This is a genomic window from Neorhizobium sp. SHOUNA12A, assembly GCF_023006505.1.
Taxonomy (GTDB): Bacteria; Pseudomonadota; Alphaproteobacteria; order Rhizobiales; family Rhizobiaceae; genus Neorhizobium.
The window spans coordinates 1-15,362 of sequence record NZ_JALBGV010000113.1 but is presented as its reverse complement, the minus strand read 5'-3'; the positions used below and the strand labels follow the sequence as shown (position 1 = coordinate 15,362).

Sequence of the window (15,362 nt, the reverse complement as noted above, 5' to 3'; positions counted from 1 at the left end):
CGTCGCGCTGCCGGCAGCCGTCCGCGTCGTCCGCGTCGTGGCGAAGGCGCCGGTGAAGAGGGTGGTTCCGAAGGCGAAGCCTCGGGCGACGGCTCTCAGCCGGCCCTGGCGGACGCTGCTTCCGAATAAGCCCCACGGGCTGGAATAACGAAATCAAGAAGGCCGCTCGGGAAACCGGGCGGCCTTTTTCCGTGAGCAAAGCCCTTCTGCTTCAGGCGCGGGCCTGGCGCCGATCGCGGGCGGAGCGGGCAAGCTCTTCGAGCACAGAGACGGACGTTTCCCAGTCGATGCAGCCGTCGGTGATGCTCTGGCCGTAGACGAGAGGTCTGCCGGGTACGAGGTCCTGGCGGCCGCCGACGATATTGCTCTCGATCATCATGCCCTTGATGGCCACGTTGCCGGCCGCGATCTGCGTCGCGACGTTTTTGACGACCAGCGGCTGGTTCATCGGGTCCTTGCCGCTATTGGCATGGCTGGCATCGATGAGGATGCGCGGCTCCAAGCCGCGTTTCGCCGCGTCCCTGGAAACGGCCTCGACATCGGCCGCCTCATAATTCGGCAGCTTGCCGCCGCGCAGGATGACGTGGCAATCGTCGTTGCCGGTCGTCGTGGCGATCGCAGCCCGGCCGTCCTTGGTCACCGCCGGAAAATGGTGCGTCTGCGATGCGGCCAGTATGGCATCGAGCGCGACGGCGACGCCGCCATCGGTGCCGTTCTTGAAGCCGATCGGGCAGGAGAGGCCGGATGCCAGCTGGCGATGTACCTGGCTTTCGGTCGTCCGCGCGCCGATCGCGCCCCAGCTGACGAGGTCGGCGATATATTGCGGGGTGATCGTATCGAGGAATTCGCAGCCGGCCGGAAGGCCCGTGGCATTGATGTCCAGAAGAAGCTGCCGGGCGATCCTCAAACCCTCTTCGATGCGGTAGCTGCCGTCCAGATGCGGGTCGTTCATCAGGCCCTTCCAGCCGACGGTGGTGCGCGGTTTTTCGAAATAGACGCGCATGATGATTTCGAGATCGCCGCTGAAACGCCGTCGCTGTTCTTCCAGCCGGGCCGCATAGTCCCGCGCGGCAACCGGGTCGTGGATGGAGCAGGGGCCGATGACCACGATCAGCCGGTCGTCCTCGCCATGAAGGATGTGGTGGACGGTGTCGCGCGTCCGGGTCACGGTCTCGGTAACCGCCTCGTTGCGCGGGATTTCCGCGATAATGTCGGCGGGGATGGTCAGCGGGGTGATTTCGACGATGCGGCGATCGTCGATCGTATCTATCGAGGCATCTGCAGGTTTGGCATTCGGCACGGGTATGGCTCCTGTTTGGCGCTACCGTGCGGAATTGAAAAAGCCGCCAGGTAGACTAGCGGCTTGAGGGAATGTCGTTGCGTCGAAATCAGCTACGCACGGACCCGCATCCGCTGGGGAAAGCGGTAGCTATAAAATCGCGAGGCGTAGGCGGACGTGAAAGACATGCGGTTTCTCTATTCGCTCGATTGCGGATTGTCACGCGGAAAATTCGTGGCGTTTCCGCGCGCGGATTTTGACGTTCTGAACACTTTAAACACGAGAATCCGCTTACCATATCTCCAGCAGCGCCGAGACTTCGGCAGGGCTCGCCTTTGAGGGAGCTCAATCTCAATCATCGGTCCGTGCCTTATAATGGGCGGGTCGATCACTGGAGGTACCGTAATGAACATTGAAAAATACTCCGAGCGCGTCCGCGGTTTCCTGCAGTCGGCTCAGACCCAGGCTTTGGCTTCGGGTCACCAGCAGTTCACGCCTGAACACGTGCTGAAGGTGCTGCTCGACGACGACCAGGGCATGGCGTCCTCGCTCATCGACCGCGCCGGCGGCAGCGCCAAGGAAGCGCGTATCGCCAATGACGCCGCGCTCGCGAAACTTCCCAAGGTTTCCGGCGGCAATGGCGAAATCTATCTCTCCCAGCCGCTCGCCAAGGTTTTCTCGACCGCGGAAGAGGCTGCCAAGAAGGCCGGCGACAGTTTCGTCACCGTCGAACGCCTGCTTCTAGCGCTTGTCATCGAGACCTCGGCTTCGACCTCCGCCACCCTGAAAAAGGCCGGCGTGACCGCGCAGGGGCTCAACCAGGTCATCAACGACATCCGCAAGGGCCGCACCGCCGATGGCGCCAATGCCGAGGCCGGGTTCGAAGCGCTCAAGAAATATGCGCGGGACCTCACGGCGGAAGCCCGCGACGGCAGGCTTGATCCGGTGATCGGCCGCGATGATGAAATCCGCCGCACGATCCAGGTCCTCTCCCGCCGCACCAAGAACAATCCGGTCCTGATCGGTGAGCCCGGCGTCGGCAAGACGGCGATCGCCGAAGGCCTGGCGCTGCGCATCATCAATGGCGACGTGCCGGAAAGCCTGAAAGACAAGAAGCTGATGGCGCTCGACATGGGTGCCCTGATCGCTGGCGCAAAATACCGCGGCGAGTTCGAGGAGAGGCTGAAGAGCGTCTTGAACGAGGTGCAGTCTGAAAACGGCGAGATCATCCTGTTCATCGACGAGATGCACACGCTGGTGGGTGCAGGCAAGTCCGACGGCGCGATGGATGCCTCCAACCTCCTGAAGCCGGCGCTTGCCCGCGGCGAACTGCATTGCGTCGGCGCCACCACGCTCGACGAATACCGCAAGCATGTAGAAAAGGACCCGGCGCTTGCCCGTCGTTTCCAGCCGGTCATGGTCGAGGAACCGACGGTCGAGGACACGATCTCGATCCTGCGCGGCCTGAAGGAAAAATACGAACAGCACCACAAGGTCCGCATCTCGGATTCGGCCCTGGTTGCGGCTGCGACGCTTTCCAACCGCTACATCACCGACCGGTTCCTGCCCGACAAGGCGATCGACCTGATGGACGAAGCCGCATCGCGGCTGCGCATGCAGGTGGATTCCAAGCCCGAGGAACTCGACGAACTCGACCGCCGCATCATGCAGCTCAAGATCGAGCGCGAAGCCCTGAAGAAGGAAACCGATAGCGCCTCGGCCGATCGGCTGCAGCGTCTCGAAGGCGAAGTGACCTCGCTCGAAGAACAGGCGGATGCGCTGACGGCCCGCTGGCAGGCGGAAAAGCAGAAGCTCGGCCTTGCCGCCGACCTGAAGCGGCAGCTCGACGAAGCCCGCAACGAACTGGCGACTGCCCAGCGCAAGGGCGAGTTCCAGCGTGCCGGCGAACTGACCTATGGCGTGATCCCGGAACTGGAAAAGCGCCTCGTGGACGCCGAAGCCCAGGATACTTCGACCAATGCCATGGTGCAGGAAGTCGTGAACCCGGATGCGATCGCCCATGTGGTGTCGCGCTGGACCGGCATTCCGGTCGACAAGATGCTGGAAGGCGAGCGCGACAAGCTGCTGCGCATGGAAGACGAACTGGCGAAATCCGTCATCGGCCAGGGTGATGCGGTCCAGGCCGTCTCGCGTGCGGTTCGCCGTTCGCGCGCCGGCCTGCAGGATCCGAACCGGCCGATCGGCTCGTTCATCTTCCTTGGCCCGACCGGTGTCGGCAAGACGGAGCTGACAAAATCGCTGGCCCGCTTCCTGTTCGACGACGAGTCGGCGATGGTTCGTCTCGACATGTCGGAATACATGGAGAAGCATTCGGTCGCGCGGCTCATCGGTGCACCTCCGGGTTATGTCGGTTACGAGGAAGGCGGCGCGCTGACCGAGGCGGTGCGGCGCAAACCCTACCAGATCGTGCTGTTCGACGAGATCGAGAAGGCGCATCCGGACGTGTTCAACGTTCTCCTGCAGGTGCTCGACGACGGTCGCCTGACGGACGGGCAGGGCCGCACGGTCGACTTCAAGAACACGATGATCATCATGACCTCCAATCTCGGAGCGGAATACCTGACCGCTCTTCGCGAGGGCGAGGATTCCGAAAGCGTGCGCGAACAGGTGATGGACGTCGTGAAAGCCTCGTTCCGGCCTGAATTTTTGAACCGCGTCGACGAGATCATCCTGTTCCATCGCCTGAAGCGCAACGAGATGGGTGCGATCGTCGATATCCAGATGAAGCGGCTGCTGTCGCTTCTGGCGGAGCGCAAGATCAGCATCGATCTCGGTTCGGACGCCCGCGAATGGCTGGCCGACAAGGGCTACGATCCGGTCTACGGCGCTCGTCCGCTGAAGCGGGTGATCCAGAAGTTCATGCAGGATCCGCTCGCCGAACAGATCCTCGGCGGCCAGATCCCGGATGGATCGGCCGTTGCTGTGAGTGCCGGTTCCGACCGGCTGCTCTTCCGGGTCAAGCGGGCGGTCAGCGAAGCTGCATAACCTGCCAAAACAGCGGCTCCGCAACCCAGCGTGAGGCGTCGAACAGCTCAGTCAAAGAATGGCCGCACCGGAAACAGTGCGGCCATTTTCATTGGGGGACGGTTTGGAACGGGTCGGGGCCAGGTCTGTTTCGCGAAGTGCGCTCGCGGAGCCTCAAACAGAAAGGGCCCCGGTCAAACCGGAGCCCTAAATCGTTTTCAAACTAGGCTGCTTCTTGCCGCCTGTTCAGCGCGCTTGACGCGCTGAACCACGTGAGGTGAGGGGCGGCTTCCGCGATAGGCTTGCGCCTATCACATCATGTCCATGCCGCCCATGCCGCCCATGCCGCCAGGCATGCCGCCGCCAGCCGATTCCTTCTTCGGAAGTTCGGCAATCATGGCTTCGGTGGTGATCAGCAGCGAAGCAACCGAAGCTGCGTTCTGCAGAGCTGTGCGAACGACCTTGAGCGGATCGACGATGCCCATGGTGATCATGTCGCCATATTCAGACGTCTGGGCGTTGTAGCCGTAGTTGTCTTCGTTCTTTTCGAGGATCTTGCCGACCACGATCGAAGCTTCGTCACCAGCGTTTTCAGCGATCTGGCGAACCAGCGACTGAAGAGCGCGGCGAACGATGTTGATGCCGGCTTCCTGGTCGTCGTTTGCACCCTTTGCGGTGATCTTGACGGAGGAACGCAGCAGGGCAACGCCGCCGCCCGGTACGATGCCTTCCTGAACAGCAGCGCGCGTCGCGTTGAGGGCGTCGTCGATGCGGTCCTTCTTTTCCTTGACTTCGACTTCCGTCGAACCGCCGACGCGGATCACGGCAACGCCGCCAGCCAGCTTGGCCAGACGTTCCTGCAGCTTTTCGCGGTCGTAGTCCGAGGTGGTTTCTTCGATCTGAGCCTTGATCTGACCAACGCGGCCTTCGATGTCGGCCTTGGAGCCGGCGCCGTCGACGATCGTGGTGTTTTCCTTGGAGATCGAGACCTTCTTGGTGCGGCCGAGCATGTCGAGCGTGACATTTTCGAGCTTGATGCCGAGGTCTTCGGAGATGACAGTGCCGCCCGTCAGGATGGCGATGTCTTCGAGCATGGCCTTGCGGCGGTCGCCGAAGCCCGGAGCCTTGACGGCAGCGATCTTGAGCCCGCCACGCAGCTTGTTGACGACGAGCGTCGCAAGAGCTTCGCCTTCGACGTCTTCAGCGATGATCAGCAGCGGCTTGCCGGTCTGAACGACAGCTTCGAGAACCGGGAGCATAGCCTGCAGGTTCGAGAGCTTCTTCTCGTGGAGGAGAATGAAAGCGTCGTCGAGATCGGCGACCATCTTTTCCGGGTTGGTGACGAAGTAGGGCGACAGGTAGCCGCGGTCGAACTGCATGCCTTCGACGACTTCGAGTTCGGTTTCGGCGGTCTTGGCTTCTTCAACCGTGATGACGCCTTCGTTGCCGACCTTCTGCATGGCTTCAGCAATGTCGAGACCGACCTGCTTGTCGCCGTTTGCCGAGATCGTGCCGACCTGTGCGACTTCTTCCGAGGTCGAGATCTTCTTGGCCTTGGCCTGGAGATCCTTGACGACGTCTGCAACGGCGAGATCGATGCCGCGCTTCAGGTCCATCGGGTTCATGCCGGCTGCAACGGCCTTGTTGCCTTCGCGAACGATCGCCTGGGCAAGAACGGTAGCAGTCGTGGTGCCGTCGCCGGCGATGTCGTTGGTCTTCGAAGCAACTTCGCGGACCATCTGGGCGCCCATGTTCTCGAACTTGTCGTCAAGTTCGATTTCCTTGGCGACCGATACGCCGTCCTTGGTGATGCGCGGAGCGCCGAAGGACTTGTCGATGATGACGTTGCGGCCCTTCGGGCCGAGCGTGACCTTGACTGCATCGGCAAGAATGTCGACGCCGCGCAGCATCTTTTCGCGCGCGGTGCGGCCGAACTTGATTTCTTTGGCTGCCATTTTGATAACTCCTGAAAAGGGGTGTCAGCGATTTAGAATGAAGAGTAACCGGCGGAAATCAGCCGATGATGCCCATGATGTCGGATTCCTTCATGATCAGAAGGTCTTCGCCATCGAGCTTGACTTCGGTGCCCGACCACTTGCCGAACAGGACGCGATCGCCAGCCTTGACGTCGAGAGCAGTGATGTTGCCCTTGTCGTCGCGGGTGCCGGTGCCGACGGCGACGATTTCGCCTTCCTGCGGCTTTTCCTTGGCGGTATCAGGAATGATGATGCCGCCCTTGGTCTTGGCTTCGGATTCGACGCGACGAACAACGACGCGGTCATGAAGGGGGCGGAAATTGGTGCTTGCCATTGTCTAATCCCTCGATCAAATGACATGGACGGGTGAAACCCGTATCTCGGTGCTGTTAGCACTCCCGGTTGGAGAGTGCCAGCCGCGTCGAAATAGGGCTGGCTGGCGGATGAGTCAAGAACGGCCGTAAAATTTTCGAGACGGCTCGGAACTTCATACGAAATACGCTTAACGATACGGATGCTGGCTGAACGCCTGTTGTCTCGCGGAACTGCCGGCCGTCTGCGGCCACATCGGGGTCTCTCGTTTCGGCCACCCCTTCGGGCAGGTCGGCATGTTGCACGGGACTTTGGTGGAAGAATGGCGCCGACGCGGCTGCGATCCGGGCACCGGTGCGAAGAGTTATCCCCGCCGACGTCGGCGATATCGTCGCGGTTTTTCTCCCGATTATCTCTTGTAATCCTCAACCGGGTTTGTCATGTGACCCGGGACTTGCGAGATGGGAATATTACATGGCAAAGCGCATCGGCAATCTGAGCGAAGTGATCGGCGACTACGACGTTGTCCTTTCGGACGTCTGGGGTGTGGTTCACAACGGTGTCGAGGCTTTCCAGCATTCCTGCAAGGCGCTCGCCGCAGCCCGCGAAGCCGGCGCCACCGTCGTGCTGATCACCAATTCGCCGCGCACGGCACCCGGCGTCATCGAGCAGATGCGCGCGCTCGGCGTGCCAGACGGCACCTATGACCGGATCGTTACGTCGGGCGACGTCACCCAGCACCTGATCGTCGACGGCCCGAAAAAGGTTTTTCTGATCGGTCCCGAACGCGACCTCAACCTGTTTGACGGGCTCGGCGTCGAGGTGGTCTCCGCCGACGAAGCCGAATGCATCGTCTGCACCGGTTTCTTCGACGACGAGAAGGAAGTCCCGGAAGACTATACCGACATGCTGGCAGCGTTTGCCAAGCGCGACGTGCCTTTCATTTGCGCCAACCCGGATCTCGTCGTCGAGCGCGGCCACAAGATCATCCCCTGCGCCGGCGCTGTCGCGGCCTATTACGAAGAGTTCGGTGGCAAGACCCGCGTCGCCGGCAAGCCGCACCGCCCGATCTACGAGGCGACGATCGAAGCTGCCCGCGAAGTGCGCGGCGATTTCCCGATGAACCGGGTGCTGGCGATCGGCGACGGCATGCCGACCGACGTGCGCGGCGCGCTCGCATACGGCCTCGACCTGCTTTATATCAGCGGGGGCATCCATGTTTCGGAATATACCGTCAACGGCCAGACCGACGAGGCGATCCTCAACGCCTGGCTGAAGCGGGAAAATGCCGCGCCGAAATACTGGATGCCGCGCCTCGCATAGCCCCCTGGGCCTGGATTGGGCCTGAACCGGAATCCGCGCATGACTGTCTTCCATCGCAACGAGAAGAAGGAACCGCTGCCCGAGGAGTTGAAGGGCGGCGTCATCGCCATCGGCAATTTCGACGGCGTGCATCGCGGCCATCGCAGCGTATTGGAGCGCGCGCTGGCACTTGCCGAACAGCGCGGCGTGCCAGCCCTGGTGCTGACCTTCGAGCCGCATCCGCGCACCGTTTTCCGCCCGGAGGAACCGGTCTTCCGCCTGACCCCGGCGCCGCTCAAGGCTCGCCTGCTCGAGGCCATGGGTTTCCGCTCGGTGATCGAATATCCCTTCACCCGCGAGTTCGCCACCCGCTCGGCGGAAGAATTCATCCAGACCATTCTCGTGGATTGGCTGGCAGCCAGCGCCGTCGTCACCGGCTTCGACTTTCATTTCGGCAAGGACCGGAAAGGCGGCCCGGCCTTCCTGATGGCGTCCGGCGCCAAGCATGGTTTCAACGTGCAATTGGTCGATGCCTTCCGTGACGAGAATGCCGAGGTGATCTCGTCCAGCCGCATCCGTGACCTGCTGGCGGAAGGCGATGTCTCCGCCGCGGCCGGCCTGCTCGGTTATCGCTACACGCTCGAGGCGGAGGTGATCGGCGGTGAAAAGCTCGGCCGCCAGCTCGGTTTCCCGACCGCCAACATGCAGCTGCCGCCGGAGGCCGTACTCAAGGCCGGCATCTACGCCGTCCGCTTCCGCCGCCCCGACGGCACGCTTTTCGACGGCGTCGCCAGCTATGGCCGCCGCCCGACGGTGACCGAAAACGGTGCGCCCCTGCTCGAAACCTACCTTTTCGATTTCTCCGGCAGCCTTTACGGCGAAACCTGCTCCGTCTCCTTCTTCGGCCACCTGCGCGACGAACTGAAATTCGACGGCCTCGATGCCCTGGTCGCCCAGATCAAGCGCGACGAGGAAGAGGCGCGGGCGCTGCTGTCCGGTGTCAGGCCGCTCGGCGAGGTGGACGCCAAGATCGCGTTTTGAGGCGTTAGCGGCGGCTCAGCGGAAACCGCTCGGGGTCGTCCTGCCAGGGATCGAAGATTGCAGCACCCGACGCGCGGGTGTCTTTCACGTTGCGGGTGGCGAGATAGAGATTGTGCTCGATCGCCGTTGCGGCAAACAGCGTGTCGATCACCGGCGGCGCATGGCTGGTCGCCTGCTTCACCCTTCCGGATATAGCGCCCCATCGCCTGACGATCGCGTCGCTGACGGAAAGGATCCGTCCGGCAAACCTGTCTTCGAGCGCATCACGGGCTGCGGCATAACGATAGCGGTTTTCGTCATCCGGCGGCAGGTTTTCGATGCCCTTGTCATATTCCGCCAACGTCAGGATACTGATGAGGAAACGGTTTTCATCTTGACCGGCGGCCCACCGTTTGACGGAAGGAGCTCCGTTCGGATTGATCAGCGCGGCGACGACATTGGTATCCAGCAGCCAGCCGATCACAGCTCGATATCCCGACCGCGATCCGCTTCCCGTTCCAGCTCTAGCGTGTCCAGCCCCAGGCCTTCCATGAATTCCACGAAGGATTTCTCAGGTGTGGCTCTGGTCAACCTCTCCAGCTCCTCTGTGCTGATCACGACGACGCTGTCGCGGCCCCGCACAGTCACGCGCTGGGGGCCTTCGCTGTGCGCGCGCCTCACCACTTCGCTGAAGCGTGCCTTGGCATCCTCCAGCTTCCAGCTATTGTCGTGAGCGGTGGGTTTGCCCGGCATGAAAACCTCCGACTGGTCAGCTAGTCAGATATAGTCTCCGCGCGTTTGAAAGTCTAGGACGACATGTTGGTTTTGCCCCTTCCTTTCCGCCGCAAAAACCCTTAAGAACCGCCACCATGAAAAAATTCCGGCTGGCCCAGATCATTCGAATTATAGGCCCGGCCTTCCGCGCGCTGTAAGAGCGGCCGGAGGGTCCGGGTTTTTGGCGCTTCACGAGCGCCTTCCGCCAGCGAATTTTCATCGAGATGCGCCCCGTCGCGGCGCCAGGACGATTGCTCCCATGACCGATACCGCCGAAAAAATCGACTACTCGAAAACCCTCTATCTGCCCGAAACCGATTTCCCGATGCGCGCCGGCCTGCCGCAGAAGGAACCGGAACTGGTTGCCCGCTGGCAGCAGATGGACCTCTACAAGCAGCTGCGCGCCTCCGCCGCGGGCCGGACAAAATTCGTGCTGCATGACGGCCCGCCCTATGCCAACGGCAACATCCATATCGGCCACGCGCTGAACAAGATCCTGAAGGACGTGATCACCCGCTCGTTCCAGATGCGCGGTTATGACTCGAACTATGTTCCGGGCTGGGATTGCCACGGCCTGCCGATCGAATGGAAGATCGAGGAAGCCTATCGCGCCAAGGGCAAGAACAAGGACGAGGTTCCGATCAACGAATTTCGCCGCGAATGCCGCGAATTCGCCGCCGGCTGGATCAAGGTCCAGGGGGAAGAATTCAAGCGCCTCGGCATCGTCGGCGATTTCGAAAACCCGTACCTGACGATGAACTTTCACGCCGAGAGCCGCATCGCCGGCGAACTGCTGAAGATCGCGCAGAGCGGCCAGCTTTATCGCGGCTCGAAGCCGATCATGTGGTCGGTCGTCGAGCGCACCGCGCTGGCCGAGGCTGAGGTCGAGTACCACGACTACGAGAGCGACACGATCTGGGTGAAGTTCCCGGTCGTGAGAAGGCACGGTACCACGGGACTGCATGGAGTTGATCCAGCAGTAGGTTCCGGACATATCGCGGCTACGGCAATCGAATTTGCAAAGCAGTTTGATGAATTGCTAGGCGCCCACGTGGTCATCTGGACCACCACGCCCTGGACCATCCCCGGCAACCGGGCGATCTCCTATTCGCCAAAGATCTCCTATGGCCTCTACGAGGTGACCGAAGCCGCCAACGATTTCGGCCCGCGCCCCGGCGAAAAGCTGATCTTTGCTGACAAGCTGGCGGAAGAGAGCTTCGCCAAGGCCAAGCTCCAGTACAAGCGCCTGCGCGATATCTCCGCCGATGAGCTTGGCGCCATCGTTGCTGCCCATCCCTTCAAGGGCCTCGGCGGCGGCTATGACTTCGCCGTCCCGCTCCTCGCTGGCGATCACGTCACTGATGATGCCGGCACCGGTTTCGTCCACACCGCCCCCGGCCACGGTCGCGAGGACTTTGACGCCTGGACATCCGTTGCCCGCGAACTCGAAGCCCGCGGCATCTCGTCGAAAATCCCCTTCACGGTCGACGATGGCGGTTTCTACACCGCCGACGCCCCCGGTTTCGATGGTGCTCGCGTCATGGACGACAACGGTAAGAAGGGCGATGCCAACGACCGCGTCATCAAGGCGCTGATCGAGCGCAACGCGCTGTTTGCCCGCGGCCGGATGAAGCATCAGTATCCGCATTCGTGGCGGTCGAAGAAGCCGATCATCTTCCGCAACACGCCGCAGTGGTTCGTCTACATGGACAAGGACCTTGCTGACGGCACCACGCTGCGCTCCCGCGCGCTGAAGGCGATCGACGACACGCGTTTCGTGCCCGCTGCCGGCCAGAACCGCCTGCGCGCCATGATCGAACAGCGCCCGGACTGGGTGCTTTCGCGCCAGCGCGCCTGGGGCGTCCCGATCTGCGTCTTTGTCGATGAGCAGGGCGAAATCCTCCAGGACGAGGCGGTCAATCAGCGCATCCTCGAGGCCTTCGATCTCGAAGGTGCCGACGCCTGGTTTGCCGAAGGAGCGCGTGAGCGCTTTCTTGGGTCGCGCGCCAACGAAGGCTGGACCCAGGTGATGGACATCCTCGATGTCTGGTTCGACTCGGGCTCGACGCACACGTTCACGCTGGAAGACCGCCCGGACCTCAAATGGCCGGCTGACGTCTATCTGGAAGGATCGGACCAGCATCGCGGCTGGTTCCATTCCTCGCTGCTGGAATCCGCCGCCACCCGCGGCCGCGCACCTTATGACACGGTCGTCACCCATGGCTTCACCATGGATGAGAAGGGCCAGAAGATGTCGAAGTCGCTCGGCAATGTCGTGGCGCCGCAGGACGTCATGAAGGATGCCGGCGCCGATATCCTGCGCCTCTGGGTGATGACGACCGACTATTGGGAAGACCAGCGCCTCGGCAAGACGATCATCCAGACCAATGTCGACGCGTATCGCAAGCTGCGCAACACGATCCGCTGGATGCTCGGCACGCTCGCCCATGACGAGGGCGAGGAGATCGCCTATGCCGCCCTGCCGGAACTTGAAAAGCTGATGCTGCATCGTCTCGCCGAGCTCGATAAGCTGGTGCGCGAAGGTTATGACGCTTTCGAGTTCAAGAAGATCGCCCGTGCGCTGATCGACTTTTCCAATATCGAACTGTCGGCCTTCTACTTCGACATCCGCAAGGATGCGCTTTATTGCGACGCCCCGTCGTCGCTGCGCCGCCGCGCGGCTCTCGCCGTCATCCGCAAGATCTTCGACTGCACGGTGACCTGGCTTGCGCCCATGCTGCCGTTCACCACCGAAGAATCGTGGCTGTCGCGCAACCCGAATGCGGTTTCGATCCATCTCGAACAGTTCCCGACGGTCCCGACCGAATGGAAAAACGAGGCGGTCGCCGAGAAGTGGGCGCAGATCCGCAAGGTGCGTTCGGTTGTCACAGGCGCGCTCGAAATCGAGCGCAAGGACAAGCGGATCGGTTCTTCGCTGGAGGCCGCACCGGTCGTTTATGTCAACGATCCGGAGCTGATGAAGGCGCTGGAAGGCCAGGAGTTCGAAGAGACCTGCATCACGTCGGGCATCGCGATCGTTGCGGGCGAGGGGCCGGAAAACGCCTTCCGTCTGCCGGAAGTGCAGGGCGTCGCGGTCGATCCGAAACTTGCCGAAGGCACCAAATGTGCCCGCTCGTGGCGGGTGACGACCGATGTCGGCTCCGATCCGGCCTATCCGGATGTATCGGCGCGCGACGCAGCCGCATTGCGCGAACTCGCTGCACTTGGCCGGCTTTGACGGCTTGAAATCACCGGATGATTGCGCTTTAGGCAATCATCCGGTAAAACCGCCTGAAATTGGCCGGATTTTCCGGCCATCAGGCGTTTGATTGTGTCTGAGGCGTCAGGACGGGCGCCGCTGGAAGGGTTTTGATGAAAGCGACATATGCGTTTCGTGTCGGCATGGGCTTGGCCGGTATCCTCGCCTCGACATTGACCCTTTCGGGCTGCATCGGCGGCCCGACCTACGGCACTGACAAAACCGCCATGGAACAGCTGACCGACGATCTCGGTCAGTCCGTCTCGCTGGGTGGCAAGAATACCGAAGCGAAAGCCGGCCTGAAATACAACCCGCGTCCTTCGCTGGTTGTCGCCAAGGGACAGGACCAGGCACTGCCGGCGCCGCAGCAGTCGCTGGCGAACCGCGAGAGCAACCCCAACTGGGTCGAATCTCCGGAAGAAACCCGCAAGCGTCTGCGTGCCGAGGCGGCGGCACACGAGAATGATCCCAACTATCGCTCACCACTGTTGGCGGGCAATGGCCAGGCCGGCCAGATGACCGAGACGGAAAAGTGGGAAGCCTTCCGCAAGGCCAAGGAAAACGCCGAGACCGTCAGCGTCACCGGACGCCGCCGTTCGCTCGCCGAGCCGCCGGCGGAATTCCGCTCGGCGGACGCAGCAGCACTGTCGGATGTCGGCGAGCCCGAAAGCCAGAAGGAAAAGCGCCGCAAGGCGCAAGCGGCGGACGCCAAGAAGTCCAGCGATTGGTGGAAGCTCTTCTAAGCCCGCTTTAGCTCTCTCTTTTCGATCTGAAGAAGCCGGTGAGCAGGATCGCGGCTTCGCTTTCGCCGAGGCCGGAATAGACTTCCGGCGCATGATGGCAGGTCGGCTGGGCGAAGAAGCGCACGCCGTTGTCCACCGCTCCGCCTTTCGGGTCTTCCGCGCCGTAATAGAGCCGCCGGATGCGCGCAAACGAGATCGCTGCCGCGCACATGGTGCAGGGTTCGAGCGTCACGTAGAGGTCGGCACCTGATAGCCGCTCCTGTCCAAGCGCGGCCGCGGCATCCCGGATGACGGCGATCTCGGCATGGGCGGTAACGTCGTTTTCGGCGCGGGTCCGGTTTCCGGAGCGGGCGACGATGACGCCGTCGATGACCAGAACGGCGCCGATCGGAACCTCGCCGCGGGCGGCCGCGTCTTTGGCTTCCGCAAGGGCAGCATTCATGAACCCATCGGTATTAGGCATTTCGGCGATTTCCTCTTAACCCGGATCGCGCGAACTGGTAGGAAGCATCCAACTGGACGCCCGGCTGCGGGCACGAATCCATCTCAGTCAACACGAACAAGAATGTCCGGATCGCTCCGTAGACATCACGCTTCAGGCAAACAACAAATGAATTCCAAAGACAAGCCGAAGCGCGGCGAAGGCAAGACTTTCGTTCGCGAAACCAAACCGAGAGCCGCTCCGAAGGCCGGCGCTGCAGGCAAGGCGGGTTTCTCCGCCAAGGAAGGCCTCGGCCCCAGGAAGAGTTCCGCGGCCAAGAGCGGCGCTGAAAAGGCGGCAAAGCCCCTTCGCAAGCTGCCGCCAGCACCGGAAACCATGGAGGCCGAGGGCAAGCCCGAGCGCATCTCCAAGATCCTCGCCCGTGTCGGCATCGCATCGCGCCGCGATATCGAGCGGATGATCATGGAGGGTCGGGTCAGCCTGAACGGCAAGGTTCTCGATACACCGGTCGTCAACGTGACGCTCGCCGACAGAATAGAAGTGGATGGTATGCCGATCCGCGGCATCGAGCGCACCCGCCTCTGGCTTTACCACAAGCCTGCCGGCCTGGTGACCACCAATTCCGATCCGGAAGGCCGCGCGACCGTCTTCGACAACCTGCCCGAAGGCCTGCCGCGGGTGCTCTCCATCGGCCGCCTCGACATCAATACCGAAGGCCTGCTGCTGCTGACCAACGATGGCGGCCTGTCACGCGTGCTGGAACTGCCGACCACCGGCTGGCTGCGTCGTTACCGCGTGCGTGCCCATGGCGAGATCAAGCAGGAGGAGTTGGACAAGCTGAAGGAGGGCATCGCCGTCGAAGGCGTGCTCTACGGCTCGATCGACGCAACGCTCGACCGCAGCCAGGGCAGCAATGTCTGGATCACCATGGGCCTTCGCGAAGGCAAGAACCGCGAGATCAAGAACGTGCTCGGCGCGCTCGGCCTCGAAGTCAACCGCCTGATCCGCATTTCCTACGGACCTTTCCAGCTCGGAGACCTGCCGGAAGGCGAGGTGGTGGAAGTGCGCGGCCGCATGCTGCGCGACCAGCTTGGGCCCCGCCTGATCGAGGAATCGAAGGCGAATTTCGACGCGCCGATCTATACCGAGACCGCCGGCGACGACGAAGAGAAGCCCGCCCGCGCCGAGCGCTCGGAATGGACTGCAAGGCCCGAGAGGACGGAACGTCCGCGCGCCGGCAAGCCGGAGGACCGGCGCGAAAAGCCGCCTG

The 15,362-nt window shown here is 62.2% G+C and carries 12 protein-coding genes; 6 read left to right on the top strand and 6 right to left on the bottom strand.

Going from position 1 to position 15,362, the window contains the following annotated elements:
• Positions 1-211: 211 nt before the first annotated feature.
• Positions 212-1,300 carry a 3-deoxy-7-phosphoheptulonate synthase gene (locus MOV63_RS29335; protein WP_247039153.1) on the bottom strand — a complete coding sequence of 363 codons (1,089 nt, stop codon included), beginning with the start codon at positions 1,298-1,300 and terminating at the stop codon, positions 212-214.
• Between the two features lie 384 nt (positions 1,301-1,684).
• Between MOV63_RS29335 and clpB the strand changes: the two genes are divergently transcribed.
• Positions 1,685-4,285 (top strand): ATP-dependent chaperone ClpB, encoded by a 2,601-nt coding sequence (gene clpB / locus MOV63_RS29330; protein ID WP_247039152.1) that lies wholly within the window; start codon positions 1,685-1,687, stop codon positions 4,283-4,285.
• Between the two features lie 290 nt (positions 4,286-4,575).
• On the opposite strand, the gene groL is transcribed toward clpB, so the two are convergent.
• Together groL and groES are read right to left on the bottom strand one after the other, a co-directional pair.
• Complete coding sequence (gene groL, locus MOV63_RS29325; RefSeq protein ID WP_038540272.1) at positions 4,576-6,219, bottom strand: chaperonin GroEL; 1,644 nt, start codon at positions 6,217-6,219, stop codon at positions 4,576-4,578.
• 58 nt (positions 6,220-6,277) lie between these two features.
• Positions 6,278-6,574 carry a co-chaperone GroES gene (gene groES, locus MOV63_RS29320; RefSeq protein ID WP_007752582.1) on the bottom strand — a complete coding sequence of 99 codons (297 nt, stop codon included), beginning with the start codon at positions 6,572-6,574 and terminating at the stop codon, positions 6,278-6,280.
• A 452-nt stretch (positions 6,575-7,026) separates the two neighbouring features.
• On the opposite strand from groES, the gene MOV63_RS29315 reads away from it, so the two are divergent.
• Entirely contained in the window at positions 7,027-7,875 is an 849-nt protein-coding gene (locus tag MOV63_RS29315; RefSeq protein WP_247039151.1) for a TIGR01459 family HAD-type hydrolase, read from the top strand.
• Positions 7,876-7,914: 39 nt separating this feature from the next.
• Positions 7,915-8,895, top strand: a complete 981-nt coding sequence (locus MOV63_RS29310) for a bifunctional riboflavin kinase/FAD synthetase (protein WP_038584104.1) — start codon at positions 7,915-7,917, stop codon at positions 8,893-8,895.
• Between the two features lie 4 nt (positions 8,896-8,899).
• Here the strand turns inward: MOV63_RS29310 and MOV63_RS29305 are convergent, their stop codons facing one another.
• Both MOV63_RS29305 and MOV63_RS29300 read right to left on the bottom strand, forming a co-directional pair.
• Positions 8,900-9,358 carry a type II toxin-antitoxin system VapC family toxin gene (locus tag MOV63_RS29305; protein WP_247039150.1) on the bottom strand — a complete coding sequence of 153 codons (459 nt, stop codon included), beginning with the start codon at positions 9,356-9,358 and terminating at the stop codon, positions 8,900-8,902.
• Positions 9,355-9,627, bottom strand: coding sequence for a type II toxin-antitoxin system Phd/YefM family antitoxin (locus MOV63_RS29300; RefSeq protein ID WP_247039149.1), 273 nt, complete (start codon positions 9,625-9,627; stop codon positions 9,355-9,357). The genes MOV63_RS29305 and MOV63_RS29300 overlap by 4 nt, the downstream gene beginning before the upstream one ends.
• 280 nt (positions 9,628-9,907) lie before the next feature.
• Here MOV63_RS29300 and ileS point away from each other — a divergent pair, with 280 nt between their 5' ends.
• Both ileS and MOV63_RS29290 read left to right on the top strand, forming a co-directional pair.
• Positions 9,908-12,886, top strand: a complete 2,979-nt coding sequence (gene ileS / locus MOV63_RS29295) for an isoleucine--tRNA ligase (RefSeq protein ID WP_247039148.1) — start codon at positions 9,908-9,910, stop codon at positions 12,884-12,886.
• A gap of 134 nt (positions 12,887-13,020) precedes the next feature.
• The gene (locus MOV63_RS29290; protein ID WP_247039146.1) at positions 13,021-13,650 is read left to right on the top strand and encodes a hypothetical protein; all 630 of its coding nucleotides are present in this window, start codon (positions 13,021-13,023) and stop codon (positions 13,648-13,650) included.
• A 7-nt stretch (positions 13,651-13,657) separates the two neighbouring features.
• Here MOV63_RS29290 and MOV63_RS29285 read toward each other — a convergent pair whose 3' ends face one another.
• Positions 13,658-14,113, bottom strand: a complete 456-nt coding sequence (locus MOV63_RS29285; protein ID WP_038540295.1) for a nucleoside deaminase — start codon at positions 14,111-14,113, stop codon at positions 13,658-13,660.
• A gap of 147 nt (positions 14,114-14,260) precedes the next feature.
• On the opposite strand from MOV63_RS29285, the gene MOV63_RS29280 reads away from it, so the two are divergent.
• Positions 14,261-15,362, top strand: a 1,102-nt coding sequence (locus MOV63_RS29280; protein WP_247039144.1) for a pseudouridine synthase, incomplete at its 3' end; no start/stop codon positions are given.

Excerpts from the sequence above, each read along its gene's own strand:
- clpB (WP_247039152.1), top strand. The coding sequence starts at position 1,685 with ATGAACATTGAAAAATACTCCGAGCGCGTCCGCGGTTTCCTGCAGTCG.
- groL (WP_038540272.1), bottom strand. The coding sequence starts at position 6,219 with ATGGCAGCCAAAGAAATCAAGTTCGGCCGCACCGCGCGCGAAAAGATG.
- groES (WP_007752582.1), bottom strand. The coding sequence starts at position 6,574 with ATGGCAAGCACCAATTTCCGCCCCCTTCATGACCGCGTCGTTGTTCGT.
- MOV63_RS29315 (WP_247039151.1), top strand. The coding sequence starts at position 7,027 with ATGGCAAAGCGCATCGGCAATCTGAGCGAAGTGATCGGCGACTACGAC.
- MOV63_RS29310 (WP_038584104.1), top strand. The coding sequence starts at position 7,915 with ATGACTGTCTTCCATCGCAACGAGAAGAAGGAACCGCTGCCCGAGGAG.
- MOV63_RS29300 (WP_247039149.1), bottom strand. The coding sequence starts at position 9,627 with ATGCCGGGCAAACCCACCGCTCACGACAATAGCTGGAAGCTGGAGGAT.
- ileS (WP_247039148.1), top strand. The coding sequence starts at position 9,908 with ATGACCGATACCGCCGAAAAAATCGACTACTCGAAAACCCTCTATCTG.
- MOV63_RS29290 (WP_247039146.1), top strand. The coding sequence starts at position 13,021 with ATGAAAGCGACATATGCGTTTCGTGTCGGCATGGGCTTGGCCGGTATC.
- MOV63_RS29285 (WP_038540295.1), bottom strand. The coding sequence starts at position 14,113 with ATGCCTAATACCGATGGGTTCATGAATGCTGCCCTTGCGGAAGCCAAA.